The 23,007-nt window shown below is 72.2% G+C and carries 7 protein-coding genes and 1 tRNA gene; 3 read left to right on the forward strand and 5 right to left on the reverse strand.

Translation table 11 applies throughout. From position 1 onward, the window contains the following. Positions 1-356 precede the first annotated feature (356 nt). Positions 357-429, reverse strand: a tRNA-Ala gene (locus tag WMF22_RS01855). Positions 430-606: 177 nt separating this feature from the next. Further along, on the reverse strand, positions 607-2,814 hold the full coding sequence (locus WMF22_RS01860) for a hypothetical protein (RefSeq protein ID WP_438034649.1): 2,208 nt from the start codon (positions 2,812-2,814) through the stop codon (positions 607-609). 194 nt (positions 2,815-3,008) lie between these two features. On the opposite strand from WMF22_RS01860, the gene WMF22_RS01865 reads away from it, so the two are divergent. Next, a complete protein-coding gene (locus WMF22_RS01865) occupies positions 3,009-3,308 on the forward strand; it encodes a hypothetical protein (RefSeq protein WP_438034650.1) in 300 nt (99 codons plus the stop codon). Here the strand turns inward: WMF22_RS01865 and WMF22_RS01870 are convergent. Both WMF22_RS01870 and argB read right to left on the reverse strand, forming a co-directional pair. Continuing rightward, positions 3,251-3,736, reverse strand: a complete 486-nt coding sequence (locus tag WMF22_RS01870; RefSeq protein ID WP_438034651.1) for a hypothetical protein — start codon at positions 3,734-3,736, stop codon at positions 3,251-3,253. The genes WMF22_RS01865 and WMF22_RS01870 overlap by 58 nt on opposite strands. Positions 3,737-3,815: 79 nt before the next feature. Then, positions 3,816-4,670, reverse strand: a complete 855-nt coding sequence (argB, locus tag WMF22_RS01875; protein ID WP_437297428.1) for an acetylglutamate kinase — start codon at positions 4,668-4,670, stop codon at positions 3,816-3,818. 166 nt (positions 4,671-4,836) lie between these two features. On the opposite strand from argB, the gene WMF22_RS01880 reads away from it, so the two are divergent. Beyond that, the gene (locus tag WMF22_RS01880) at positions 4,837-5,997 is read left to right on the forward strand and encodes a M20 family metallopeptidase (RefSeq protein ID WP_437297429.1); all 1,161 of its coding nucleotides are present in this window, start codon (positions 4,837-4,839) and stop codon (positions 5,995-5,997) included. 148 nt (positions 5,998-6,145) lie between these two features. Next, complete coding sequence (locus tag WMF22_RS01885) at positions 6,146-11,206, forward strand: protein kinase domain-containing protein (protein ID WP_437297430.1); 5,061 nt, start codon at positions 6,146-6,148, stop codon at positions 11,204-11,206. A gap of 22 nt (positions 11,207-11,228) precedes the next feature. On the opposite strand, the gene WMF22_RS01890 is transcribed toward WMF22_RS01885, so the two are convergent. Next, the gene (locus WMF22_RS01890) at positions 11,229-22,799 is read right to left on the reverse strand and encodes an amino acid adenylation domain-containing protein (RefSeq protein WP_438034652.1); all 11,571 of its coding nucleotides are present in this window, start codon (positions 22,797-22,799) and stop codon (positions 11,229-11,231) included. Positions 22,800-23,007: the final 208 nt, after the last annotated feature.

The raw sequence follows: 23,007 nt of genomic DNA on the forward strand, positions 1-23,007 counted from the left end.
TCGCGCCGCGCGCGGTCCCGGGGGGCGCTTCACCCCATCCCCCACGGATCGGCCTGACGCACGCGGCGGGGTGAGCGCCAGGCGCAGCCGCGCGGGAAGCGCTGCGGGGCACACGGCGACGTCGACGAGCGTCCTGCGGCGGGTGCTCAGCGCAGCGCGCTGCGAGCGGCCCCCGTACTGACGGGAACGCCGCATCGCGGTCACCTCGCACCCGATCCAGGCGCTGGCCACGCTTCTGCGCGAGCGCGCACGCTCTCGGCGGACCGCTTCTGGTGCGGTCGCACGCTTTCGAGAGCGTGGCGATGGCGTGGAATTAAGAAGAACGGCTAAGAAAGAGGATTGAGCTGCTTCGAGGGTGGACCTGACAGGGATCGAACCTGCGACCTCTAGAGTGCGATTCTAGCGCTCTCCCAACTGAGCTACAGGCCCTCGCTTTCGAGAGCGCGGACTCTACTCGCCGGGACGCTCCTGTCAAGCATCGATCGCGGTTTTCTCTCCGCCGCCTGTCTGTCGTTGGGGGGACCCTGGGCGCCCCACCAGGTCCCCCTGCTTGCCGTGCTTCCCCTGGTTCCCCGCGTTCCCCGCGTTCCCCGCGTTCCCCGCGCCCTAGTTGGCAAGGCTCGGCGGCTCCGCCTGCGCGCGCGCCTGGGCCTTCGGGTTCTGGAAGAGGAAGAGCTTCTCGCGCTCCTCCCCGTAGCTCTCCGTGCTGCCCCACTTGGGGTTCCAGTCCTTCACCCAGTACACCTCCCCGGAGACGATCGCGTCCTCGGGCCGGCCCGTGCGCTCGGGGTAGCGGTAGATGTACTCCTTCATCGCGTCCCGGTACGCGGTGTTCGCCGGCAGCTTGATGCGGGCGAAGTAGTCGCACCAGATCTGGGTGTACGCGAAGCTCTTCGCGTGCAGGAGGTCGAAGTTCGGCGGCTCGCCGGTGAAGGGGTTGATGTGGCGGCCGTCGACCGTGATGGCGTCGACGACGATCGTCCCGTCGTCCATCACGGGGTTCGGTGAGAACATGAACCAGCCCTGGAGGAACCGGAGCTTCTGCGACAGGACACGCGTCGGCTCGGGGTGAGGCACCTTCCAGCGGTTCTTGATGACCCAGAGCTCGACCGCCGCCTGGTTGACCGCGCCGACGAACATCACGAGCACGGCGAGCTCGCGGAACGTCGCGAGCACCTTCCGGCCCGCCAGCCGGAGCGGCGCCGGCGGGGGCGCGATCTCGGAGCGCTCCGGGAGCCGCGCGCCGAGCGCCCGGCCCAGGCTGCGGCGGTGCGCCGCCGCCATCGCCGCGGTCGCCGCGTCGCGCACGAGCGGCAGGCGGAGCACCCACGCCACCGTGGGGCCGAGCGGGATCGCCGCGACGATGTCGGCGAGCGCCGCCGCCCCTTCGGCCGCCTCGCCGCCAGGACGCCGCGCCGCGAGCCCGAAGGGCGCGGAGCTCGACGCCTCGAAGGTGAGCAGGCCGAACCGGTCCATCCGCTTCAGCATGCGGCAGGCGAGCACGGCGCCCGGCGACCGCGGATCGAACAGCACCACGCGGGCCCGGTGCACGCGCCGCATCGTGCGCGCGGCGATCTCCCAGTCCTCGCGGCTGATGAGGAGCGTGGAGAACACGCAGAGCGCCCACGCGAACGGGCCCAGCACGAACGTCGTGCCGAACCCGACGTGGAGCAGGTTCATCATCACGAGCGTGAGCCGCCGCGCCCACACCCGGCCGAGGGGCGACAGCAGGCACACCGGGATGGCCGCCTCGAACGAGATCACCATCCTCGTCATGAACAGGATGAGGAACTTCGGCGCGTAGTCGCGGATGTCCGCCACGATCGGCGTCACCATCCGGTCGACGTAGAGAACGAAGTGGACCGCGGTCCCGTTCTTCCAGGCGGGGCCGGTCTTGTGCACCACGTTGAAGAAGTAGATCGCCGAGAGCTGGATCAGCAGGACGGGCCCGAGGACGGTCACATAGGCGTCCGGCTTCCGGGGGTCGTCGAGCGTGGCGCGGTCGTTCAGATCGTCCGCGGTCCGCTCGCGGCTCCGCTTCAGCGACGCGAGGAGCGCGTCGACGGAGAAGCGATCGCCCATCGGCAGGAAGCACGTCCAGAGCAAGAGCAGGTTGTGGACGACGTAGCCGCCGTTCTCGATGAGCAGGACGCGCCCGTTCATGCTCGTGACGAACACGAGCGAGAGCACCTGCATGAGCTTCGTCTTCCAGCCGATGAGCAGGCAGACGTAGGTGGCGAAGATCACGGCCCAGAGGACCCAGAGCTCGCCCGGCGTGGAGAAGGCGTTGACGAGCGAGAAGTTCCCGCCGCCCTGCGGGCGCCAGAGGTTCACGTGGTTCGGCAGGACGCCGATGTCCGCGAACATGTCGGACCACGCCCAGCTGCGGCGGAACAGGTCGCCGATCAGGAAGAAGCCGAGCAGGATGCGCGTGAAGCCGAGCGTCCGCCGGTCGAACGTGAAGAAGCTGTCCCGGAGGATGTCCCACATCGAGGGCCCGCGCGGCCGCGGAGGCGGCTCCGGCGCCGCGCCGTCTTCCTCGTCGTGCTCGCCTTCCGCGGCGCCGTCGTCCTCGGCGGCCGCGTCGCGCTGCGCCGCGCGCGCTGCGCCATCGCCCGCGCGCGCTGCGCCGTCGCCCGCGCGCGCTGCGCCGTCGCCCGCGCGCGCTGCGCCGTCGTCCGCGCGCGCGCCCTCGCCCGCGCCGGAGCCCCTCGCGGCGGCGGCCTCCGGGCCTGCTTCGCGGCTCTCGCCGGGGTCCTCGTTCCGGAGCGCGCCCTCGGGCCCACCCTCGTCGCGATCGTCTTTTGCGTTCATAAGGCGTCGAGATCGATGCTGCGCGAGCGGAGCGCTCGCCGTTTCCATCCCCTACCTACCGCAACCGCGCGGGCGCCGCACGAGGCGACCAGGGGCGCGACGTGCGAGCGCGCCGGGTCGCGCCCTGTGGGCAGGATCGCGACCGCACGGCGCGCTTGATGCGCGCGGCGCGGGACGGTAACGAGGAGGGCGACGTGCGCTCCATGTCCAACGCGCCCGACGCGCCTGACGCGCCCGACGCGCCTGACGCTGAAGAGCGCCTCGCGCTCGCGAGCTGCGCCTTCGTGGCCGGCTGCATCCTGCTCGCGCCGCGCGAGTGGATCTCGGCGGGGCTTTCGCTCGCGCTCGCCGCGGCGCTCTTCGGGTGGCACCTCCGGCGGCGCGCCGCGGCCCCGAAGGGAAGGCCGGCGGCGCCCGCGCAGGGCGCCCGCGGCGCTCAGGGCGCGCCGGGTGAGCCGGGTGAGCCGGGTGAGGAGCCGCGGGCGTCAGCCTGAACGCGCAGCGGAGGGCGGCCGAAGCGGGCGCGCACGCGGTCGGCGACGGCGCGCACCCGCGGCGCCCCGAGGAGCCGCCGCTCCAGGCGCCGCTTGCCGGGGACGTCGAGGAGCATCACGCCGATCAGGATCACCAGCGCGCCCGGACCGGGGATGCCGGGCAGCGACAGCAGGATCCCGAGCGCGACGGCCATCACGCCGAGCAGGTTCTTTCCGACGCGCGCCGCCATGCGCACCCAGGCCGGACGCCCCTCCAGGAAGGGCGCCTCCTCCTGCCTCTCCAGGTAGTCCGCGGGCAACCGGACGAGCACGACAGTGACGAGCGCCATGCCCGCGACGAAGCTGGCGAGGCACACGCCCACGCCGATGGCGAGCTGCTCGCGGTGCGCGTCGACGAACGCACGCGCTGCTCGGGCGGCATCCGTCATCGATGAGGCGGGTAACATACGGCGGTGAGGCGGGGAGCATACGGCGCGGGGCCGGCTCGGGCGAGGTGGGCCCAGAAGCTCAGGGGACGAGCACGGTGCCGATCGAGCCGGGCTCGCTCGCCTCGCGCGCGAGATCGCCCGGCTTGAGCCGCCCCAGGACGTGGATGCGGCGGACCCCTTCGGCGAGCGCGGCGAACGACTCCTCGAGCTTCGGGATCATCCCGCGCGTGACGGCGCCGCTCGCGATGAGGGCGCGCCCCTCGGCGACCGTGAGGCTCGGGATGCGCGAGGCGGGATCGGCGACGTCGCGCAGCACGCCCGGCACGTCGCTGACGAGGAAGAGCCCCGCAGCGCCGAGCTCGATGGCGACCCGGTTGGCGACCGTGTCGGCGTTGATGTTGTACGCCTGCCCGTCCGCGCCGGCCCCGAGGCAGGCGAGGACGGGCAAGTAGCCGCCGCTCCCGAGCAGCTCGAGCAGCCCGCGATCGACGCCCGTGATGTCGCCGACGAGGCCGAGGTCCACCGGCTCGGGCCCGGCGCCGGCGTAGACCTGCGGCGGCCGCTTGACCGCCGAGAGGGCGGGCCCGCTCGCGCCGTGGAGCCCCACCGGCCTCGCGCCCGCGGCGACGAGCGCGGCGCAGAGGTCGACGTTGAGCTTGCCCGCGACGACCATCTTCATGACGTCGAGCGTGTCCGCGTCGGTGACGCGCTGACCGGCGACCTGCCGGACGGGGATGCCGAGGCGCTCCTGCAGCCGGGTGGCCTGCGCGCCCCCGCCGTGGACGACGATCGCGCGCGCGCCCGCGCGGGTGAGCGCCGCGAGGTCGCTGGAGAGGATGGCGAGGGCAGGGCCGCCCACGACCTCGCCGCCGAGCTTGATGACGAGCGGACCCGTCGCCGTGGTCACGGGTGCCTCCGCGCTGCTCTGGGACATTTCATGAGGGGCACACGTACCACTTCTGCTGCGGCCAGGGCAGAGGTCGCCGGCGCGCGGGGGGGTGGCGGGCGGCGTGGTGGCGGCGTGGCAGCGCGAGCGGGCGCCGGCGACCTCGCGCGGGGCGGCGCTCGGCCTTCGGTGGCTTCCGTGGCATGCTGGCGCCGTGATCCAGGCCCTCCGACAGGCGCTGTCCAGCCGCGCGGAGCCGATGCTCGCGCTCCTCGAGCGGCTGGTGAACCTCAACTCCTTCACGGACAACCCGCGCGGCGGCGACGCCGTGGGCGAGGTCCTGGCCAACGAGCTCTCGACGATCCCCGGCCTGTGCGTGCGGCGGTTCGCGAGCGCGCGCTACGCGGCGCACTGGGTGGCGGAGAGCGAGGCGGCCAAGGCGTCGCCGGCGGGGCACGTCGCCCTCGTCGGGCACCTCGACACGGTGTTCCCCCCGGGGGTCTTCGAGGGCTTCCGCCTGGACGGGGAGCTCGCGCGCGGGCCCGGCGTGCTCGACATGAAGGGCGGGCTCGTGGTGGTGATCGAGGCGCTCAGGGCGCTCGAGCGGATCGGCGCGCTGCCGGCGATCCCGGTGCGGTTCGCGATCGTGGCGGACGAGGAGGTCGGGTCGCCCGAGGGGCGCCCGCTGCTGCAGCGCGAGCTCGCGGGCGCCGCGTGCGCGCTCGTGTTCGAGGCGGGGCGCGAGGGGGACCGGATCATCACCGCGCGCAAGGGCACGGGGGGCGCGACGGTGAGGGCCACGGGCAAGGCGGCGCACGCCGGCAACGCGCACCGGCAGGGCGCGAACGCCGTCTGGGCGCTCGCGCGCTTCGTCGACCGGGCGCAGCAGCTCACCGACTACGGGCGGGGGGTGACCGTCAACGTCGGCAAGGTGAGCGGAGGGCAGGGCAGGAACACGGTGCCCGACGCGGCGGAAGCGCAGGTCGACCTCCGCTTCGTGAGCCGCGCGGACGGCGAGGCCATGCTGGCGGCGCTCGCCGCGGCGGCGCGCGAGGCGGCCGCCGGGGTGCCCGGCACCGCCGTGCAGGTCGACGGCGAGATCGCGCGGTCGCCGCTCGCGCGGACCGACGCGAGCGCGGCGCTCTGCCGTGAGTACGCGGCCTGCGCGCGGGCGGCGGGGCTCGGCGACGCCGAGGCGCCCCTCCTCGGCGGCGGATCCGACGCCAGCTCGACGGCCGAGATCGGGATCCCGTCCATCGACGGGCTGGGGCCGCGGGGGAGCGGTTTCCACACGAAGGACGAGCTCGTCGAGGTGAGCACGCTGGTCCCCAAGGCCGAGGCGCTGGCGGCGTTCCTGCTGGGCCGGCGCGCCTGAGGGGCTGACGGGCGGCGCGCGCGACTCCGACGCTCGCCTGCCGCGGGCTGCGACGTGCGACCCCAGTGGATCACCTGGGCGGCGGCCTCGGGTCGCGACTGTAAGGGATCCCCTTGCTGCGATGACGCGAACCCGCGAGAATGTATTTATGGCAAGTGGGGCTGCTTACACATTGACGGGCGTCATCCACGAATCCTCGGCGACGACGGTCTACCGGGGAGTTCGAGAGAGCGACCGCTCCCCGGTGGCGATCAAGCGGCTCAAGAGCGAGCGCCCGCTGCCGGTCGAGATCGCGAAGCTCAAGTACGAATACGCCATCGCCCGAGACCTCGCGCTGCCGGGCGTCGTGAAGGTCTATGGGATCGAGAAGGTGGGCAGCGGCCTGGCGCTCATCATGGAGGACGCGGGCGAGCGCCCGCTCAACGAGATCATCGGCGCGAGCAAGCTGAAGCTGGAGGACGCGCTCCGTATCGCGATCTCGATCGCCGACGCCCTGGAGTCCATCCATCGACGAGGCGTCACTCACATGGATGTCAAGCCGCACAACATCCTCGTCAACGCGGAGACGCTGGAGGCGAAGCTGACGGATTTCGGCAGCGCGACGCGCCTGTCGCAGGAAGCCCACAAGGCAAACCGCTTCGCGTCCTTCGAGGGGACCCTGGCCTACATGTCGCCGGAGCAGAGCGGGCGGCTGAACGTCGTCATCGATCGCCGCACGGACCTCTACTCCCTGGGCGTCACCCTGTACGAGATGGTGACGGGCGTCCTCCCCTTCCGGACGACGGACCTCATGGACCTCGTGCACAGCCACATCGCGCGGACCCCGCCGGCGCCGCAGGCCGTGTCGCCCGCGGTGCCGAGCGCCGTCTCCGACATCGTGATGAAGCTCCTCGCCAAGAGCCCAGACGACAGGTACCAGAGCGCCCACGGGCTCAAGGTCGACCTGGAAGAGTGCTCGTCGCAGCTCTCGTCGAAGGGGAAGATCGAGCCGTTCCCCGCCGGCCGCTACGACTACGTCGATGAGCTGCGGGCGCCTCAGAAGCTCTATGGCCGGGAGACCGAGGTCGCGCTCCTCTCCGACGCGTGGGTCCGCACGAGGCAGGGTGGGAGTGAGTCCGTCCTGGTCTCCGGCTACTCCGGGATCGGCAAGTCGGTCCTCGTGAACGAGCTCCAGAAGAGCGTCGTTCGTGAGAGAGGGTATTTCGCGACCGGCAAGTTCGACCAGCTCAACCGGACGACACCGTACGCGGCCGTCGCGCACGTCTACCAGGAGCTCATCCGCAACATCATGGCGGAGTCTGCCGACGTGCTGGCGCAGTGGAAGCGCAGGCTCTCGGCGGCGGTCGGCTCGAACGGGCAGCTCCTCATCGACCTGATACCGGAGCTCGAGCTCCTCATCGGCCCTCAGCCGGCCGTCCCGGCGCTCGGCCCCACCGAGTCGCAGGCGCGGTTCCAGCTGACGCTCCAGAACTTCTGCCGCGCCTTCCCCTCCAAGGAGCGCCCCCTGGTCCTCTTCTTCGATGACCTGCAGTGGGCGGACGCGGCGTCGCTCAAGTTCCTCCAGAACATCGCGGCCGAGGCGCGGATCCCCTACATGCTCATGATCGGCGCGTACCGCGACAACGAGGTCGACGCGAGCCACCTGTTCTCCGTGGTCCTCGGGGAGCTCCGCAAGAAGGCGGCGGCGGTGAGCGAGCTCATGCTCAGGCCGCTCGCCTTCTCCGACGTGAACCAGCTCGTCGCCGACACGCTGAGCTGCGATCCTCACCGCGCGGAGCCCTTCGCGAGGCTCATCTTCGACAAGACCCGGGGTAACCCGTTCTTCATGAGCCAGCTCATGAAGAGCCTGCACGCCGAGAGGCTCCTCTCGTTCGACCCCGCCGGCTTCTCGTGGACATGGGACCTCGATCGCATCCGCGAGGCGAAGGCCTCGGAGAACGTGATCGAGCTCATGGTGGGCAAGATGCGCCGGCTGCCCGAGCGCGCCCAGCGTATCCTTTCCCTCGCGGCGTGCGTCGGCCACCAGTTCGATCTGACGACGCTGGCGATCGTGACGAGGCGGTCGCGCCAGGAGGCGGCCCGCGAGCTCTGGGGCGTGCTCCGCGAGGGGTTCATCCTCCCCGTGGACGCGGAGTCCAGGTTCTTCGATATCGCCATGGACGGTGAGCTCGCCGTCGCAGAGGACGGCTCCGACGAGGAGCTCAACGTCTCTTACAGGTTCCTGCACGATCGCGTGCAGCAGGCCGCCTACGCGCTCATGGACGACGCGGACAAGCAGGCGGCGCACCTCCAGATCGGGCGGCTGATGCTGGAGGACAGCAGGCGAGATCAGTCCGAGGCCGAGCTGTTCGACATCGTGGGCCACATGAACCGGGGAGTCGCCCTGATCACGGACGAGCGCGAGAAGCGGGCGCTCTCGCGGCTGAACCTCGACGCCGGCAAGCGGGCGAAGATGGGGGCGGCCTATGACGCCGCGGTTCATTACCTCGAGATCGGGACATCGCTGCTCGACGCGGAGAGCTGGAAGAGCGAGTACGAGCTCGCGTTCGGGCTCCACACGGAGCTCGCGGAGTGCAGGTGCCTGAGCGGCGGCTTCGAGGCGGCCGAGCCGCTGTTCGACGTCCTCTCGACCCAGGCGAGGACCACGCTGGATCGCGCGAACGTCTGCGCGCTGCGCATGACCTTCTACCTGATGCTCGGCCAGATCAACCGGGTGATAGACCAGGCGCTGGAGGCGCTCGGGCTGCTCGGGGTCGCGCTCCCGCAGGCCGCCGAAGCGCGCGAGGTGATGCTGCGCGAGGAGCTCGCCGCCCTGCGGGCGAGCCTGGAGACGCGCGAAATAGCCAGTCTCATCGACCTGCCGCAGGCGTCCGGCGCGGAGACCCAGATGATCCTGGGCCTCCTCGGCGAGCTGGCGACGCCGGCGAACGCCGTGGACCCCACCCTCGCCCTGCTCGCGGTGGTCAAGCAGATCAACCTGTCGATGAAGCACGGCAACTCGGCCATGTCCGCCCTGGGGTACGTCTCGTTCGGCAGCATGCTAGGGAACGATCTGCCCCTGTTCCGGGACAACCCTCAGCGATACGAGGAAGGATACGAGTTCGCGAAGCTCGGGATCGCGCTCAACGAGAAGTTCAACAACGTTCGTCTCACCTGCAAGCTGCTGATCTACTTCGCGGCGATACTCCACCTGTTCGAGCATCTCTCGGAGACGATCGACTGCTTCGGGCGTTCCCGCCAGGCCGGGCTGGCGAGCGGCGACCTGGTCTACGCGTCGTATTGCTGCATGCACATCGCGGCGGCGAAGCTCAACCTCGGCGACGATCTGGACGGGCTCGCGGACGAGATCGAGCAGAGCCTCGCGCTCGTGCGGCGGATCGGCGACCTGACCACGATCCACGCCCTGGTCTGCGCGAAGCAGGTGGTCGCGAACCTCACGGGTCGAACCGAAGGGGGGCACTCCCTGAGCGGCGGCTCGTTCGACGAGGCCGAGTTCACGAGGTCGATCGAGGGGCCGGAGCTCGCCTATGTGGTCAGCTGGCACAGCGCCTTCAAGCTTCAGCTGAGCTACCTCCACGGGGACTACGCGGCCGCGCGCTCGTTCCTGGCCACGGCCGAGCAGCAGAGCGTGGGGTGGTCGAGCCACGCCTGGGCGACGGAGATCGTCTTCTTCGGCTGCCTGACGCTCGCGGCGTCGTGCGACGGGGCGCCGGACGGCGCGCGCGCAGAGCACATGGAGGCGCTCGCGAGGCTCGAGGCGAAGCTGAACCACTGGGCGGAGCTGAGCCCGTCCAACTACGCCCACAAGAGCACCCTCGTGGCGGCCGAGGTGGCGCGCCTCTCGGGGAGGACGCGGGACGCGATGATGCTCTACGAGAAGGCGATCGAGGCGGCGAGGGCGAGCCGGTTCGTGCGCGACGAGGCGATCGCGAACGAGCTCGCGGCGAAGCTGTACGAGGCCGAGGGGCTGCTCCGGTCCGCGCGGGCCTTCATGACGGACGCCTACCACGCGTACCTCCTGTGGGGGGCGACGGCCAAGGTGGAGAGCCTGGCGCGGGTCGCTCCCCACCTCGTGCCCGCCGACGGAGGGCTCCTCGGGCCGCGCAGCGTTGTCGCCTCATCGCGCTCCGGCAGGGCGCAGACCACGTCGACGACGCGGCTCAGCACCAGCATCCTCGACGTGGAGGCGGTCATCCAGGCTGCGCAGGCGCTCGCGGGCGAGGTCGTCCTGGAGAGCGTCGTGAGCCGGCTGATGGAGATCGTCATCAAGAACTCCGGCGCGCAGAAGGGCGCCCTCATCCTCGAGCGCGAACAGCAGCTGCTCGTCGAGGCGGTCGTCATCGCGGAGCCGAGCTCGCTCCGGGCGGGCCTGGCCGCCCCGCTCGAGGGGAGCGCCGACGTGCCGGTCTCCATCGTGCAGTACGTCGCGAGGACGAAGGAGCCCGTGATCCTGGCGGACGCGACCCAGGAATCCCGGTTCGCGGGCGACCCGTACATCGCCGCGTGCGCCCCGAGGTCGATCCTGTGCCTGGCCATGATCCACCAGGGCCGGACCAAGGGGATCATCTACCTGGAGAACCGGCTCGCCCCGAGCACCTTCAAGCCGGCGCGGCAGGAGCTCGTCAGGCTCCTTCTGACGCAGGCCGGGACGGCCGTGGAGAACGCGCTGCTCTACGAGCACCTGGAGCACCGCACGGCGGCGCTCCAGGAGGCCGAGCAGCGGCTCGGGGTCGAGTTCGCCGGGCGAGAGCGGAGCGAGCGGGAGCGCCTGTCCCTGCAGGAAGAGATCATCCGGGTGCAGAACGACCGGCTCGCGGAGCTGTCCACCCCCATCATCCCGATCACCGACCGGATCATGGTCATGCCGCTGATCGGGATGATGGACAGCGCGCGGGCCCAGCAGGCGCTCAGCACCGCCCTGCACGGGGTCGAGTCGAACGGCGCCGAGGTCGTGATCATCGACATCACCGGCGTGAAGCTCGTCGACAGCGACGTCGCGAGCACGCTGATGGCCACGGCGAAGGCCCTCCGGATGCTCGGGGCGCAGGCCGTGCTCACCGGCATCCGCCCCGAGGTCGCGACGACCCTCACCGGCCTGCAGATCGAGTTCAGGGAGATCGTGACGCGGGGGACGCTCCAGAGCGGCATCGCGTACGCGCTGCAGAGGACGGGGAGGACCGACGGCCTCGTGAAGAGCGCCGCGCGTTGAGCGCGGCGCCGGCGCGACCGGCTCAGGTCCTCGCCTGTCCGCTGTCGGGGCTGCTGTCCGGGCCGCTCCTCCGGGAGCTCCATCGGCTCAACCCCGAACGCGCGGCGCCCTCGGGGATCCTGGCCCGCACGCGGCTCCGCGCCGTGATGTGCGCCCGGACGACGCGGGCCACGGACGCGACCTGAGGCGGCTCCATCATGGTGAAATGGTTGCCCGGGACCTGGTGCATGACGAACCGCCCGCGGGTGAGGTCCCTCCAGTAGTCGACGTCGTCGGATTCGCTCGCGTCGAGCTGATCGCGCGCGCGCACGAACAGGACGCTGGCCTCCGTCGGGCGCGGCTCGTAGCGCGTCATGGCGCGCCAGGTGCTCAGCACGATGGCGCGGAACGGCGCGTCCTCCTGGAGCGCGGCGACGAAGCCCTGGTACGCCTTGGGGGCCGCGTCCTTGAGCCCGATCAGCTGCCGGAGCACGTCGTCGGCGCTCTCGATCGACGCGCCCCGCACGGACGCCAGGGATCCGGTGTCCAGCAGGAGGAGCTGCGCCTTCTTCCCTTCCGCCAGGAGCTGCTGCGCCATCTCGTAAGCGATCACGCCGCCGGCCGAGTGGCCGCCCAGGAGGTACGGGCCCTCCGGCTGGATGGCCCGCAGCTCTTGAACGTACCGCGCCGCCATGGCGGGGATCTCGGTGAAGACGGGCTCGTCGGGCTCCATCCCCGACGCGCGGATCCCGTAGATGGACAGCTCGGCGCCCATCTGCCGCGCCAGCTCGCGGTAGATGAAGATCGTGCCACCGATGGGCTGCACGAGGAACAGCGGCGCCCTGCGGTGCGACCCGACGTGGAGCGGGACGATGAGCCGGCCGCGCCCGCGCCCCGGCGCGGCGCTGGCGCTCCTGTAGGTGGGCGGCGCGGAGGCGCTGGAAGGCTGGCTCTCGTGGATGTGCTCGGCGAGCGCCGCGACGGTGCGGAGCTCCAGCAGCGCGTGCACCGGTAGCTCGACCTTCAGCCGCTCCTTGATCAGGGCCCGCACCTCGATCGCGCTCAAGGAGTGCCCGCCGAGGTCGAAGAAGTTGTCGTGCGGCCGCACCTTGGCCACGCCGAGCACCTCCCTGAAGATGTCCGCGAGCGCGCGCGCCACGTGATCCGCAGGCGCCCCCGCCTTCGGCTCGGAGCTCGCGTCGCCCCGGTCCGTCGCGGGCGCCGGGCGCGACGCTGCGTCGCTGCTGTCGAGCGCCGACGAGGGCGCCGCCTTCGTCGCGGGCGCCGGGCGCGAGGCGCCGAGCACGTACGGCGTGCGCTTGAACGGGTACGTCGGCAGCGGGACGCGCCGGCGCCGCTCGTCCCGGGAGAACGCCGCCCAGTCGACGTCGGCGCCGGCGCACCAGAGCTGGCCGACGGCGGCGAGCAGCGCCTCCAGGTCCGTCCGATCGGAGCCCGAGCTCGCCATCGTGGTGAGAATGAGCCGCCCCGCGCCGGCGTCGGGGTGCTGGCTCGCCAGCGTGGCCAGCGTCCGCCCGGGCCCGACCTCGACGAAGACGTGATCCGGGTCGAGGAGCAGCGCCGCGAGCCCTCGCCCGAAGCGGACGGTCCCCCGGAGGTGCCGAGCCCAGTAGGACGGATCCTGGGCATCGGCGTCCGTCATCCACGTGCCGGTGAGGTTCGAGAGCATCGGGATGCGCGGCGCCCGTCGCTCCAGGGAGGCCGCCAGCTGGGTCAAGCGGTCCGCGATCGGGCCGACGAGCGAGGAGTGCGCCGCCGTGGCGATCGGCAAGCGCCGGGTCTCGTGGCCCTCGCGCGCGCACTCCCGCTCGAGGCGCTCGATCGCCGGCAGCGTCCCGGAGACGACGCACACCTCCGGGCCGTTGACGGCGGCCAGGGAGAGGCCGTCGCCGAGCCGAGCGAGCAGCGCGTCCTCGGAGAGGTGCACGACGAGCGTCGCCACGTCCCTGGGCAGCTGCTCGTACAGGCGCCCGCGCGCCGCGATGAGCGTCACCGCGGCCTCGAGCGACAGCACGCCCGCGACGCAGGCGGCTGTGTACTCGCCCAGGCTGTGTCCGCTGACCGCCGCCGGGCGGATGCCCCACGACAGGAGGAGCCGCGCCGTCGCGACCTCGATCGAGAAGATGGCCGCCATGTTCGCGCAGGGGGCGCGCAGCTGCTCGGCCGCGCGCTCCCGCTCCTCGGGGCCCGGGAAGAGCAGCGCCCGGATATCCATGGAGAGCGCGCGCTGGAACAGCGTGGCGCACTCATCGAGGCTCTCCCGGAAGACGCGCTCGCTCCCGTACAGCTCTCGCCCCATGTCCACCCGCTGGGAGCCTCCGCCGGGGAAGAGGAACACCACCTTCGGCGCGCGGCCCTCGGCGACGTCGCTGAAGGCGTGCGCGGGATCGCGCGCTCGCAGGAGGGCGGCCGCCGAGACCGGCTCGCGGCAGACGACGGCGCGGCGATGCGCGAACCGCGCCCGCCCCTGCTGGAGCGTGAAGGCGACGTCGGGGAGGGAGAGGTGCGCCGCGTGCCGCAGGTGCCCGGCCAGCCGATCCGTCATGCCCTCGAGCGCTTCGCTCGTCTGCGCGGACAGGACCAGCAGCTGGCAAGGCCGCGACGGGCCGGAAGGATCCATCGCGGGCGCCTCCTCCAGGATCACGTGGGCGTTCGTGCCCCCCATCCCGAAGGCGCTCACCCCGGCGCGGCGCGGGCGCGCCCCGCGCTTCCAGGCGAGCGGCGCGGCGTTGACGAAGAACGGGCTGCTCTCCAGGTGGAGCTCGGGGTTCGGGCGCCGGAAGTGGAGCGTGGGCGGGATCAGCTCGTGCTCGAGCGAGAGCGCGGCCTTGATGAGCCCGGTGGCCCCGGCGGCCGCCCCCAGGTGCCCCAGGTTGCTCTTCAGCGAGCCCAGCGCGCAGAACCCGACTTTGTCAGTGCCATTTCCGAAGGCGCGCGACAGGGCGGCGACCTCGATCGGATCGCCGAGCCTCGTGCCCGTCCCGTGGCCCTCGACGAAGGTGATGCTCTCCGGCTCCACCCCCGCGGCGGCGTGCGCCTTGAGGATCGCCTGCGCCTGTCCGTCCGTACCCGGCGCGGCGTAGCCGACCTTGCGCGAGCCGTCGTTGGTGATCGCGGATCCGAGGATGACGGCGTGGATGTGGTCGCCGTCGCGGAGCGCGTCCTCCAGCCGCTTGAGCACGACGACCGACACGCCGCTGCCGGCCACGGTCCCCTGCGCGTCGGCGTCGAACGGCCGGCAGTGTCCGTCCGGCGACGCGAGCGAGCCCTCCTCGTGGACGTGGCCGAGCCGCGTCGGCGGCAGGACCACGACGCCGCCCGCGAGGACCATGTCGCACTCCTTCGTGGCGAGGCTCTGGCAGGCCAGGTGCACCGCGACGAGCGACGTCGAGCACGCGGTCAGCACCGTCACGGCGGGCCCGCGGAGGCCCAGCTTGTACGCGACCCGCGTCGTCAGGCCGTCGGTGACGTTCCCGGTGAGGATCCGGTAGTACTCGGCGCTCAGCGGCGCCTTGGGCATGCCGACGCGCTCCAGCCAGTACAGCGGGGCCTCGCTCCCGGCGAAGACGCCGACCGACTGCTCGCACGAGAGCGGGTCGTAGCCGGCCCTCTCCATCGCCTCCCAGGCGCACTCGAGGAAGATCCGGTGCTGCGGGTCCATGAGCATCGCCTCGTTCGGGCTGTAGCCGAAGAACCGCGCGTCGAAGCACATCGCGTCGTCCAGCACGCCGCACGCCGGCACGAGGTTCGGCGCGCGGATCAGGTCCAGATCGACGCCCGAGGCCTCCAGCTCCTCGGGCGTGAAGAAGCGGATGCCCTCGACGCCGTTGCGCAGGTTGAACCAGAGCGTGTCGACGTCGCGCGCCCTGGGGTAGCGCCCGGCCATCCCGACGATCGCGACGGCGTTCGCGGGCGCCGCCTTGCGCTCCGGCGCGGGGGCCCGGCGGCTCGAGGGGCGCGTCGGCGGCGCTGGCGCCGCGGTCTCGTCCGCCTCCGCGGCCCGCGAGGCCGCCCCGAGGTGAGCGGCCAGGCTGCGGATCGTCGGGTGCTGGAACAGCTCCACGATCGGCACGCTCCGGCCGAGGCGCGCCTTCAGCGCGGCCTGGACCTGCACGAGCAGGAGCGAGTGGCCGCCGATCTCGAAGAACCGATCATCGAGCCCCACGCGGTCGAGGTCGAGCACCTTGCGCCAGATCTCGCTCAGGACGGCCTCGATGTCCGAGGCCGGCGCGGCGATCTTCGGCTCGGCGCTCGGCGTCGGGCGCTCGGGCGCGGGGAGCGCGCGCCGATCGACCTTCCCGCTCGCGTTGAGCGGCAGCGCGTCGAGCTTCACGAAGATCGCCGGGACCATGTACTCGGGGAGCTTCGCCGCAAGGAACGCCCTCAAGGCCGGGAGGAGCGCGCGCGCCTGCTTCGCGCGGAGCGGGTCGTTGACCAGCGGCGCGCGCGCCTGTCCTTCGGCGGCGCTCGCGCTGGGGAGCGCGCGCGGTCTCCGCGGATCCCCGTCGCGCTCGAAGAGGACGTCCATGCGCTCGGGGCCTCCGGTCCGCGACCAGGTGACGCGGACCGCGTAGCCCAGCCTGCCGCCGAGCTCCCAGAGCGCCTCCGGCTGGATCGCGGCGCCGGCGCGCGCGGGGCCCGCGGCGCAGAGGTCCTCCTTGGTCCCGCTCGCCGTCGAGAGCGCCGCTGCCAGGGCGACGTCCGCGTGCACGCGCGCGTTCGGGATGCCCAGCACCTCCAGCGCCTCGGGGCGGTCCTCCCGCAGCGTTCGCTCGATCTCATCGATGTCCGCCGGCGGCCCGCCGATCGATCGAGCGATCGCGGCCGGCTCCGCCGCAGCGCCCACGAACAGCACGACGTCGTACCGGTAGCGGGTCATCTCCTCGGCGCCGTGGCCGCGCTTGAGCCAGATCTCCACCTGGCTCACGCCCGGGATCTGGCCGCGCAGGGCGCGGAAGTACTCGGGCGCGACGACGAGCTCTTCCTCGGTCGAGATCGCCCGCCGCACCCGGCCGCGCAGCTCCTCGGCCGCGGTGTCCGGCGGCGCCCGGTGGAGCTGCACCGACGCGTGGAACGCCTCGAGCAGGGGGAGGCTCCGCACGTCGCCGATGAACACGAGCCCGCCGGGGGCGACCGAGCGGACGGCGCCCTCGATCACCGATCGCAGGTAGTCGGCGCCGGGGAAGTACTGCACGATCGAGTTGAGGACGATCGCGTCGAAGCTCCCGGGCTCGACGCGGCTGAAGTCGTTGGCCTCGCGGCGCGCCAGCGTCACGTGCGCGTACCCCCTGGAGGCGAGCCTGGGGCGGAGCAGGGAGATGGCCTGCTCGGAGAAGTCGGTCCCCAGGTAGGCTTCGCAGCGGGGCGCCGTCTTCAGGAGCAGGAGGCCTGTCCCGCAGCCGATCTCCCAGACCCGCTTCGGCTGGAAGGACAGGATCCGCTCGACCGTGAAATCGCGCCACGCGCGCATCTCCGCCTCCTCGATGGGCGCGCCCGTGTAGCTGCTGTTCCAGCCCGTCGTGTCGAGGTCCGGATCGGTGGCGGCGATGTCCTTCGCGTAGGTATCGTCGTACAGCGCGCGCCACTCCGTGACGTGGCCCGCCTGGAGGCTCGCGTCGTGCGCCGCGGGCTGCCCGCCGCTCGTCGGGACCACGTAGGCGACGAGGCGCTTGTCGCCGTGGGCGTCGTCCGTCGCGAGGACGACGGCGTCGTCGAGGGCGGGGTGCTGCCTGAGCGTGGCCTCGATCTCGCCGAGCTCCAGGCGGAAGCCGCGGACCTTGACCTGGTGGTCGATCCTGCCGAGGAACTCGATGTCGCCGCCGGGCAGCCAGCGGACGAGGTCGCCGGTGCGGTACATGCGCGCGCCGGGCGCGTCGGAGAAGGGATCGGGGAGGAAGCGGTCCTCTGTGAGCTGCGGGTCGTGGAGGTAGCCGCGCGCGAGGCCGTGGCCGGCGATGTAGAGCTCGCCGGGGACGCCGACGGGGACGGGCTGCCGGCGCGGGTCGAGGAGGTAGACGCGCACGTTGTCGATGGGGCGGCCGATGGGCGGCTTTCGTGAGGCGTCGCGGTCGGCGGGGGCGCCCCGGAGGAGCGAGCAGGAGGTGGTGACGACGGTGGCCTCGGTGGGGCCGTAGTTGTTGACGACCTCGAAGGGGATGGCGCGGTGAGGCCAGCGCCGTAGTCTGTCGCCGCCGGTGAGCAGGGCGCGCAGGGAGCAGCGCGCGGGCCAGTCGAGGCGCAGCAGCTCCTCGGCCATCGGGGTGGGGACGAAGGAGACCGAGATGTGCTGTTCCAGCAGCCACTGCTGGAGCTCCAGGGGCGAGCGGCGGACGGCCTCGGAGGGGATGTACAGGCACGCGCCGGAGCAGAGCGAGGGCCACATCTCCCAGACCGAGGCGTCGAAGCCCGGGCTCGCGATGAGGGTGGTTCGATCCGTGCTGGACAGGGCGAACCGCCGCCTGTGCCAGGCGACCAGGTTGGTGAGCCCGCGGTGCTCCACGAGCACGCCTTTCGGCCGGCCCGTCGAGCCCGACGTGTAGATGACATACGCCGCGTCGGAGGGGCCTGTGCTCCTCGGCGGCGCCGAATCAGGCTGCCCGGTGAGCGCCCGCCCGTCGGCGTCGAGGCGGATCACCACGCCGCCGAACGCGGGGATGCGGTCGGCGAGGCGCGCCCCGGTGATGAGCACCGGCGCCCTGGAGTCGTTCAGCATGAGCTCCAGCCGCTCGCTCGAGCTCTCGGGGCCGAAGGGGACGTACGCCCCGGAAGCCTTGAGGATCCCGACGATGGCGACAAGGAGAGCGAGCGACCGCTCCGCGTGGATCGCGACCGCCGTCCCCGGCCCCACGCCGGCCTCGCGCAGGCGGTGGGCGAGCTGGTTCCCTCGGCGATCGAGCTCGCCGTACGAGAGCGAGCCGCGGTCGGCCACGGCGGCCAGGGCATGCGGCGCGCGCGCCGCCTGCTCCTCGAACAGGTCGAGGACGCACCGGTCTCCTGGAGGGTCGACCTCCGTGTCGTTCATCTCGATCACGAGCCTCCGCTGCTCGACGCGCGTGAGCAGCGGCAGCGACGACACCGGCTGATCCGGCCCCGAGGCCGCGGTGGAGAGCATCGTCAGCAGGTGCTCCGCCATCCGCTCGATCGTCGCTCGGTCGAAGAGATCGGTGCTGTACTCGAGCATCCCCGTCACGCCGTCGGGGCTCTCCCAGGAGTACAGCGAGAGGTCGAAGATCGTCTTCTTGGCGTCGGCCTCGATGGGGCGGACCTCGACCCCGGCGAGCGCGAGATCGCGCTCCGCGGGGCTCTGCGGGGCGAAGGCGATCTGCACGACCGGGTTGTAGCCCGGGCTGCGCTCGGGCCTCAGCTCCTGCACGAGCACGTCGAAGGGCAGCATGTCGTGCTCGTAGGCCTCCAGGCACAGCTGCCGCACCCGCTGGAGCAGCTCGTCGAAGCTCGGGTCGCCGGACAGATCGACGCGCAGGGGCACGATGTTCACGAAGAAGCCCATGATCTCCTCGAGATCCATGCGCGCCCGGTTGGCGCTCGGCATGCCGATCAAGAGGTCGTCGCGCTGCGTGTAGCGGTGCAGCAGGACGGCGAAGGCGGCCATGAGGACCATCGTCACCGTCATCCCCCGCTGGGCGCTGAGCTCCCCGAGGCGCTCCGCGAGCGGCGCGTCGATCCGGAAGGAGACGGTGGCGCCGCGCAGGCTCTGGATCGCCGGCCGCGGATGATCGCTCGGCAGCTCGAGCAGGGGCGGCGCGTCGAGCAGCCGCTCTTTCCACCAGGCGAGCAGCGCTGCTCGGGCGCTGTCCTTCATCTGCTCGCGTTGCCACGCGGCGAAGTCGGCGTACTGGATCGCGAGCTCGGGCAGCGCCGCGGGGGCGCCCCGGCGGTGGCCGTCGTAGAGGAGGGCGAGCTCGCGGAACGCGAGCTCGATGGACCAGCCGTCGGTCGCGATGTGATGGAGGTGGAGCCACAGGATGTGGTCCTCCGGCCCGAGCTTGAGCAGGCAAGCCCGGAGCAGGGGGCCTCGCTCGAGGTCGAAGACGGTCTGCGCCTCTGCGTTGATGCGCTGGTGCGCCGCGACCTCCCGCTCGTCCGGGGAGAGGTGCTGGAGATCCATCACGTTGAGCTGCAACGAGCTCTGCGGGGCGATGATCTGGACCGGCCGCCCGTCGCGCTCCGCGTAGGTCGTCCGCAGGATCTCGTGCCGCTGCGCGAGCTCGCGGAGGCTCCTGTCCAGCGCTCCGACATCGACGCGCCCGCGCAGGCGGAACGGGAACAAGCAGTTGTAGGCCCGGCTCTCCGGCGCCAGCCGCTGGAGGAACCAGAGGCGCTCTTGCCCGAAGGACAGGGGCAGCGGCCCGAGGCGCGGGACGGGCGAGATCGCGCGCTCGGCCCCGCGCGCCGCGGGCTCTTGCCTCACGAGGGGCGCGAGCTCGGCGATGGTCGGGCGGCGGAAGAGCTCCTGGAACGCGAGTTCGACCCCGAGCGCGCTGCGCACGCGGGAGAGCAGCCGCACGGCATGGACGGAGCTGCCGCCCAGCTCGAGGAAGCTGTCATGCACCCCCACGCGCTCCTGCCGCAGCACCTCCTGCCAGATCTCGGCGAGCGCCCGCTCGACGGGAGAGCGAGGCGCGACGAAGGCGTGCGCCAGCGCGGTCCGCGCGGGGCCGGGGGCCGGGAGCGCCGCTCGGTCGACCTTGCCGTTCGCCGTCATCGGCAGCGCGTCGAGCGCGACGAAGGTGGACGGCACCATGAACTCGGGCAGCCTGCCCTGGAGGTGAGCGCGGAGCGCCGCCGGCGACGCCTCCACTCTCTCCACTCCCTCCACGCCTCGCGCGGAGGCTCCGCCGCCGCTCGCCGGGACCACGTAGGCGACGAGGCGCCTGTCGCCGTGGGCGTCGTCCGTCGCGAGGACGACGGCGTCGTCGAGGGCGGGGTGCTGCCTGAGCGCGGCCTCGATCTCGCCGAGCTCCAGGCGGAAGCCGCGGATCTTGACCTGGTGGTCGAGCCTGCCGAGGAACTCGATGTCGCCGTCGTGCCGCCAGCGGACGAGGTCGCCGGTGCGGTACATGCGCGCGCCGGGGTCGGAGGAGAAGGGGTCGGAGAGGAAGCGGTCGCGGGTCAGCTCCGGGTCGTGGAGGTAGCCGCGGGCGAGGCCGTGGCCGGCGATGTAGAGCTCGCCGGGGACGCCGACGGGGACGGGCTGTCGGCGCGGGTCGAGGAGGTAGACGCGGACGTTGTCGATGGGCCTGCCGATGGGCGGCTCGCGTGAGGGGCCGCGGTCGTCGTGGGCGTCCCTGGGGAGGGCGCAGGAGGTGGTGACGACGGTGGCCTCGGTGGGGCCGTAGTTGTTGACGACCTCGAAGGGGATGGCGCGGTGAGGCCAGCGCCGTAGTCTGTCGCCGCCGGTGAGCAGGGCGCGCAGGGAGCAGCGCGCGGGCCAGTCGAGGCGCAGCAGCTCCTCGGCCATCGGGGTGGGGACGAAGGAGACGGTGATCTGCTGCTCGAGGAGCCACTGCTGGAGCTCCAGGGGCGAGCGGCGGACGGCCTCGGAGGGGATGTACAGGCACGCGCCGGAGCAGAGCGCGGGCCACATCTCCCAGACCGAGGCGTCGAAGCCCGGGCTCGCGATGAGGGTGGCGCGATCGGCGCTGGACAGGGTGAACCGCCGCCTGTGCCAGGCGACCAGGTTGGTGAGCCCGCGGTGCTCCACGAGCACGCCTTTCGGGCGGCCCGTGGAGCCCGACGTGTAGATCACGTACGCTGCGTCGTCCGGCGCCTGGCCAGCGGCCGGAGGCACCTTGTCCGCGGGCTCGCGATCGAGCATCGCCCGATCCGCGTCGAGGCGAACGACGTTGAGCCCGCGGCTCGGCACGCGGCCGACGAGGTGGTCGCGGGTCAGGAGCGCCGACACCTTCGCGTCCTCCAGCATGAACGCGAGCCGAGCCGGCGGATAGGCCGGGTCGAGCGGGACGTACGCGCCCCCCGCCTTGAGCACGCCGAGCGCGGCCACGATCATGTCCGGCGAGCGCTCCAGGCAGATGCCGACGAGCGCGCCAGGCCCGGCGCCGCTCTTCCTGAGGTGGTGGGCGATCTGGTTGCTCCGCCGATCCAGCTCGGCATACGTGAGCCGCTCGCCCTCGAACGCCACCGCGGCGGCGGAAGGGGCGCGGCGCGCCTGCTCCTCGACCTGCTCGTGGACCAGCTCGCGCGGCGGGGCCGTCGCCGCGCCGCTGCTCCAGTCGACGAGGAGCTGCCGCCGCGCGTTGGCCGACAGGAGAGGCAGATCCGAGATCCGCTGATCAGGGTCCTCGGCGGCGCCGCCGAGCAGCGCCTGCCAGTGCTCGAGCAGCCTGACCGCCGTCGCCTGCTCGAAGAGATCGCGGCGGTAATCGAGCCTCGCGACGGCCCCTTCGGCGGCGTCCTCGACGCTCACCACGAGATCATGAGCGACGTACGGCAGATCGAGGTCCGTTCGGGTCAGCGTGAGCAGCGGCCCATTGTACGGCGGGGGGCTCTGGGGCCTCGCCGCGAAGAGGACCTGGACGAGCGGCGTGCGGCCCGGGTCGCGCGGCGCGGCGAGCTTCTCCAGCAGCGCCCTGGCGGGAACCTCGCTGTTCGCTCTGCCCTCCTCGATGGAGCGGTGTACCTGGCGCAGGAGCTGTCGGAACGAGGGCTGTGCGCCGAACCTGCCCCGCACGATCACCGGGCCGCCGAAGAGGCCGATGAGCTCCCGGACGTCCGGCGCATCGCGCCCGGGCAGGGGCGCGCCGATCAAGACATCCTCCTCGCCGGTGATCCGGTGCAGGACAGCCAGCATCCCCGCGAGCAGCGCGGTGAACAGGCGCGCTCCTTCGTCCCGGGCCGCCGCTTCGAGGCGCAGGAGGAGCGATCGATCGAGCGCGCGCTCGACCGACCCTCCGTCGAAGGCATGCACGACGGGCCGCGGCCGGTCCGTCGGAAGATCCAGGGCAGTCGGCGCGCCGGCGAGCTCCCGTGTCCAGTGGTCGAGCCGCGCGTCGAGGGCATCGCCGGCGGCGCGGTCGAGCTGCCGCCGGACGTGGTCCTGATAACGCATGGGCAGCGCCGGAGGCGTCATGGAATGGTAGAGGGCGCAGAGCTCCGAGAAGAACAGCCCCACGCTCAAGGCGCCGTCGCAGACGAGGCCGTGCATGGACAGCGCGACCAGGTGGCGGCGCGGGTGCGCCCGGATGAGCGTCACCCGCCAGAGCGGGGCACGCTCGAGATCGAAGGGGCGAGCGGCCGCCTCGCGGGCGGCCGCGAGCGCCGCCTCGTCCGAGGTGGGCTGTAGGTCCGGGGCCAGGCACACCTCTCCGAGGTCGATCGCCACCGCGGGGCTGACGACCTGCGCGGGCTCTCCCTCGCGCTCGATAAAGGAGGTCCTGAGCGGCTCGTGGCGCGCCGCGATCGCCTCGATGGCGCGGCGCAGCCTGGGTACATCGAGATCCCCGTCGAGCCAGGCCGCGCCGCCTTCATGGATGACCGGCGCGGGACCATGGACTCGAGCAAGGAGCCATTTCGTCTCTTGCTCGAAGGAAAGTGGCGCGTAAGTCAGCTCAACCATGGCGCATGCCCTCCTGTCCGTTGATGTCAGAGAGCACCTCCCTCCTCCCGCTCCGAGCGTTCGGAGAGGCCCTTGCAATGGGCTCACGCGCGCCGCGTCGGCGCGCACCCATGCAGGTTGTCAGGCACTCCATTCACTCGCGCGCCGGCTGTCGGCTCAGCGATGTCCTCGGTGACATGGCGCTCCTCCTCCCGAGCGCGCAGCTCAT

It is taken from the genome of Sorangium sp. So ce204 (assembly GCF_051526795.1).
GTDB classification, from domain to species: domain Bacteria; phylum Myxococcota_A; class Polyangia; order Polyangiales; family Polyangiaceae; genus Sorangium; species Sorangium cellulosum_B.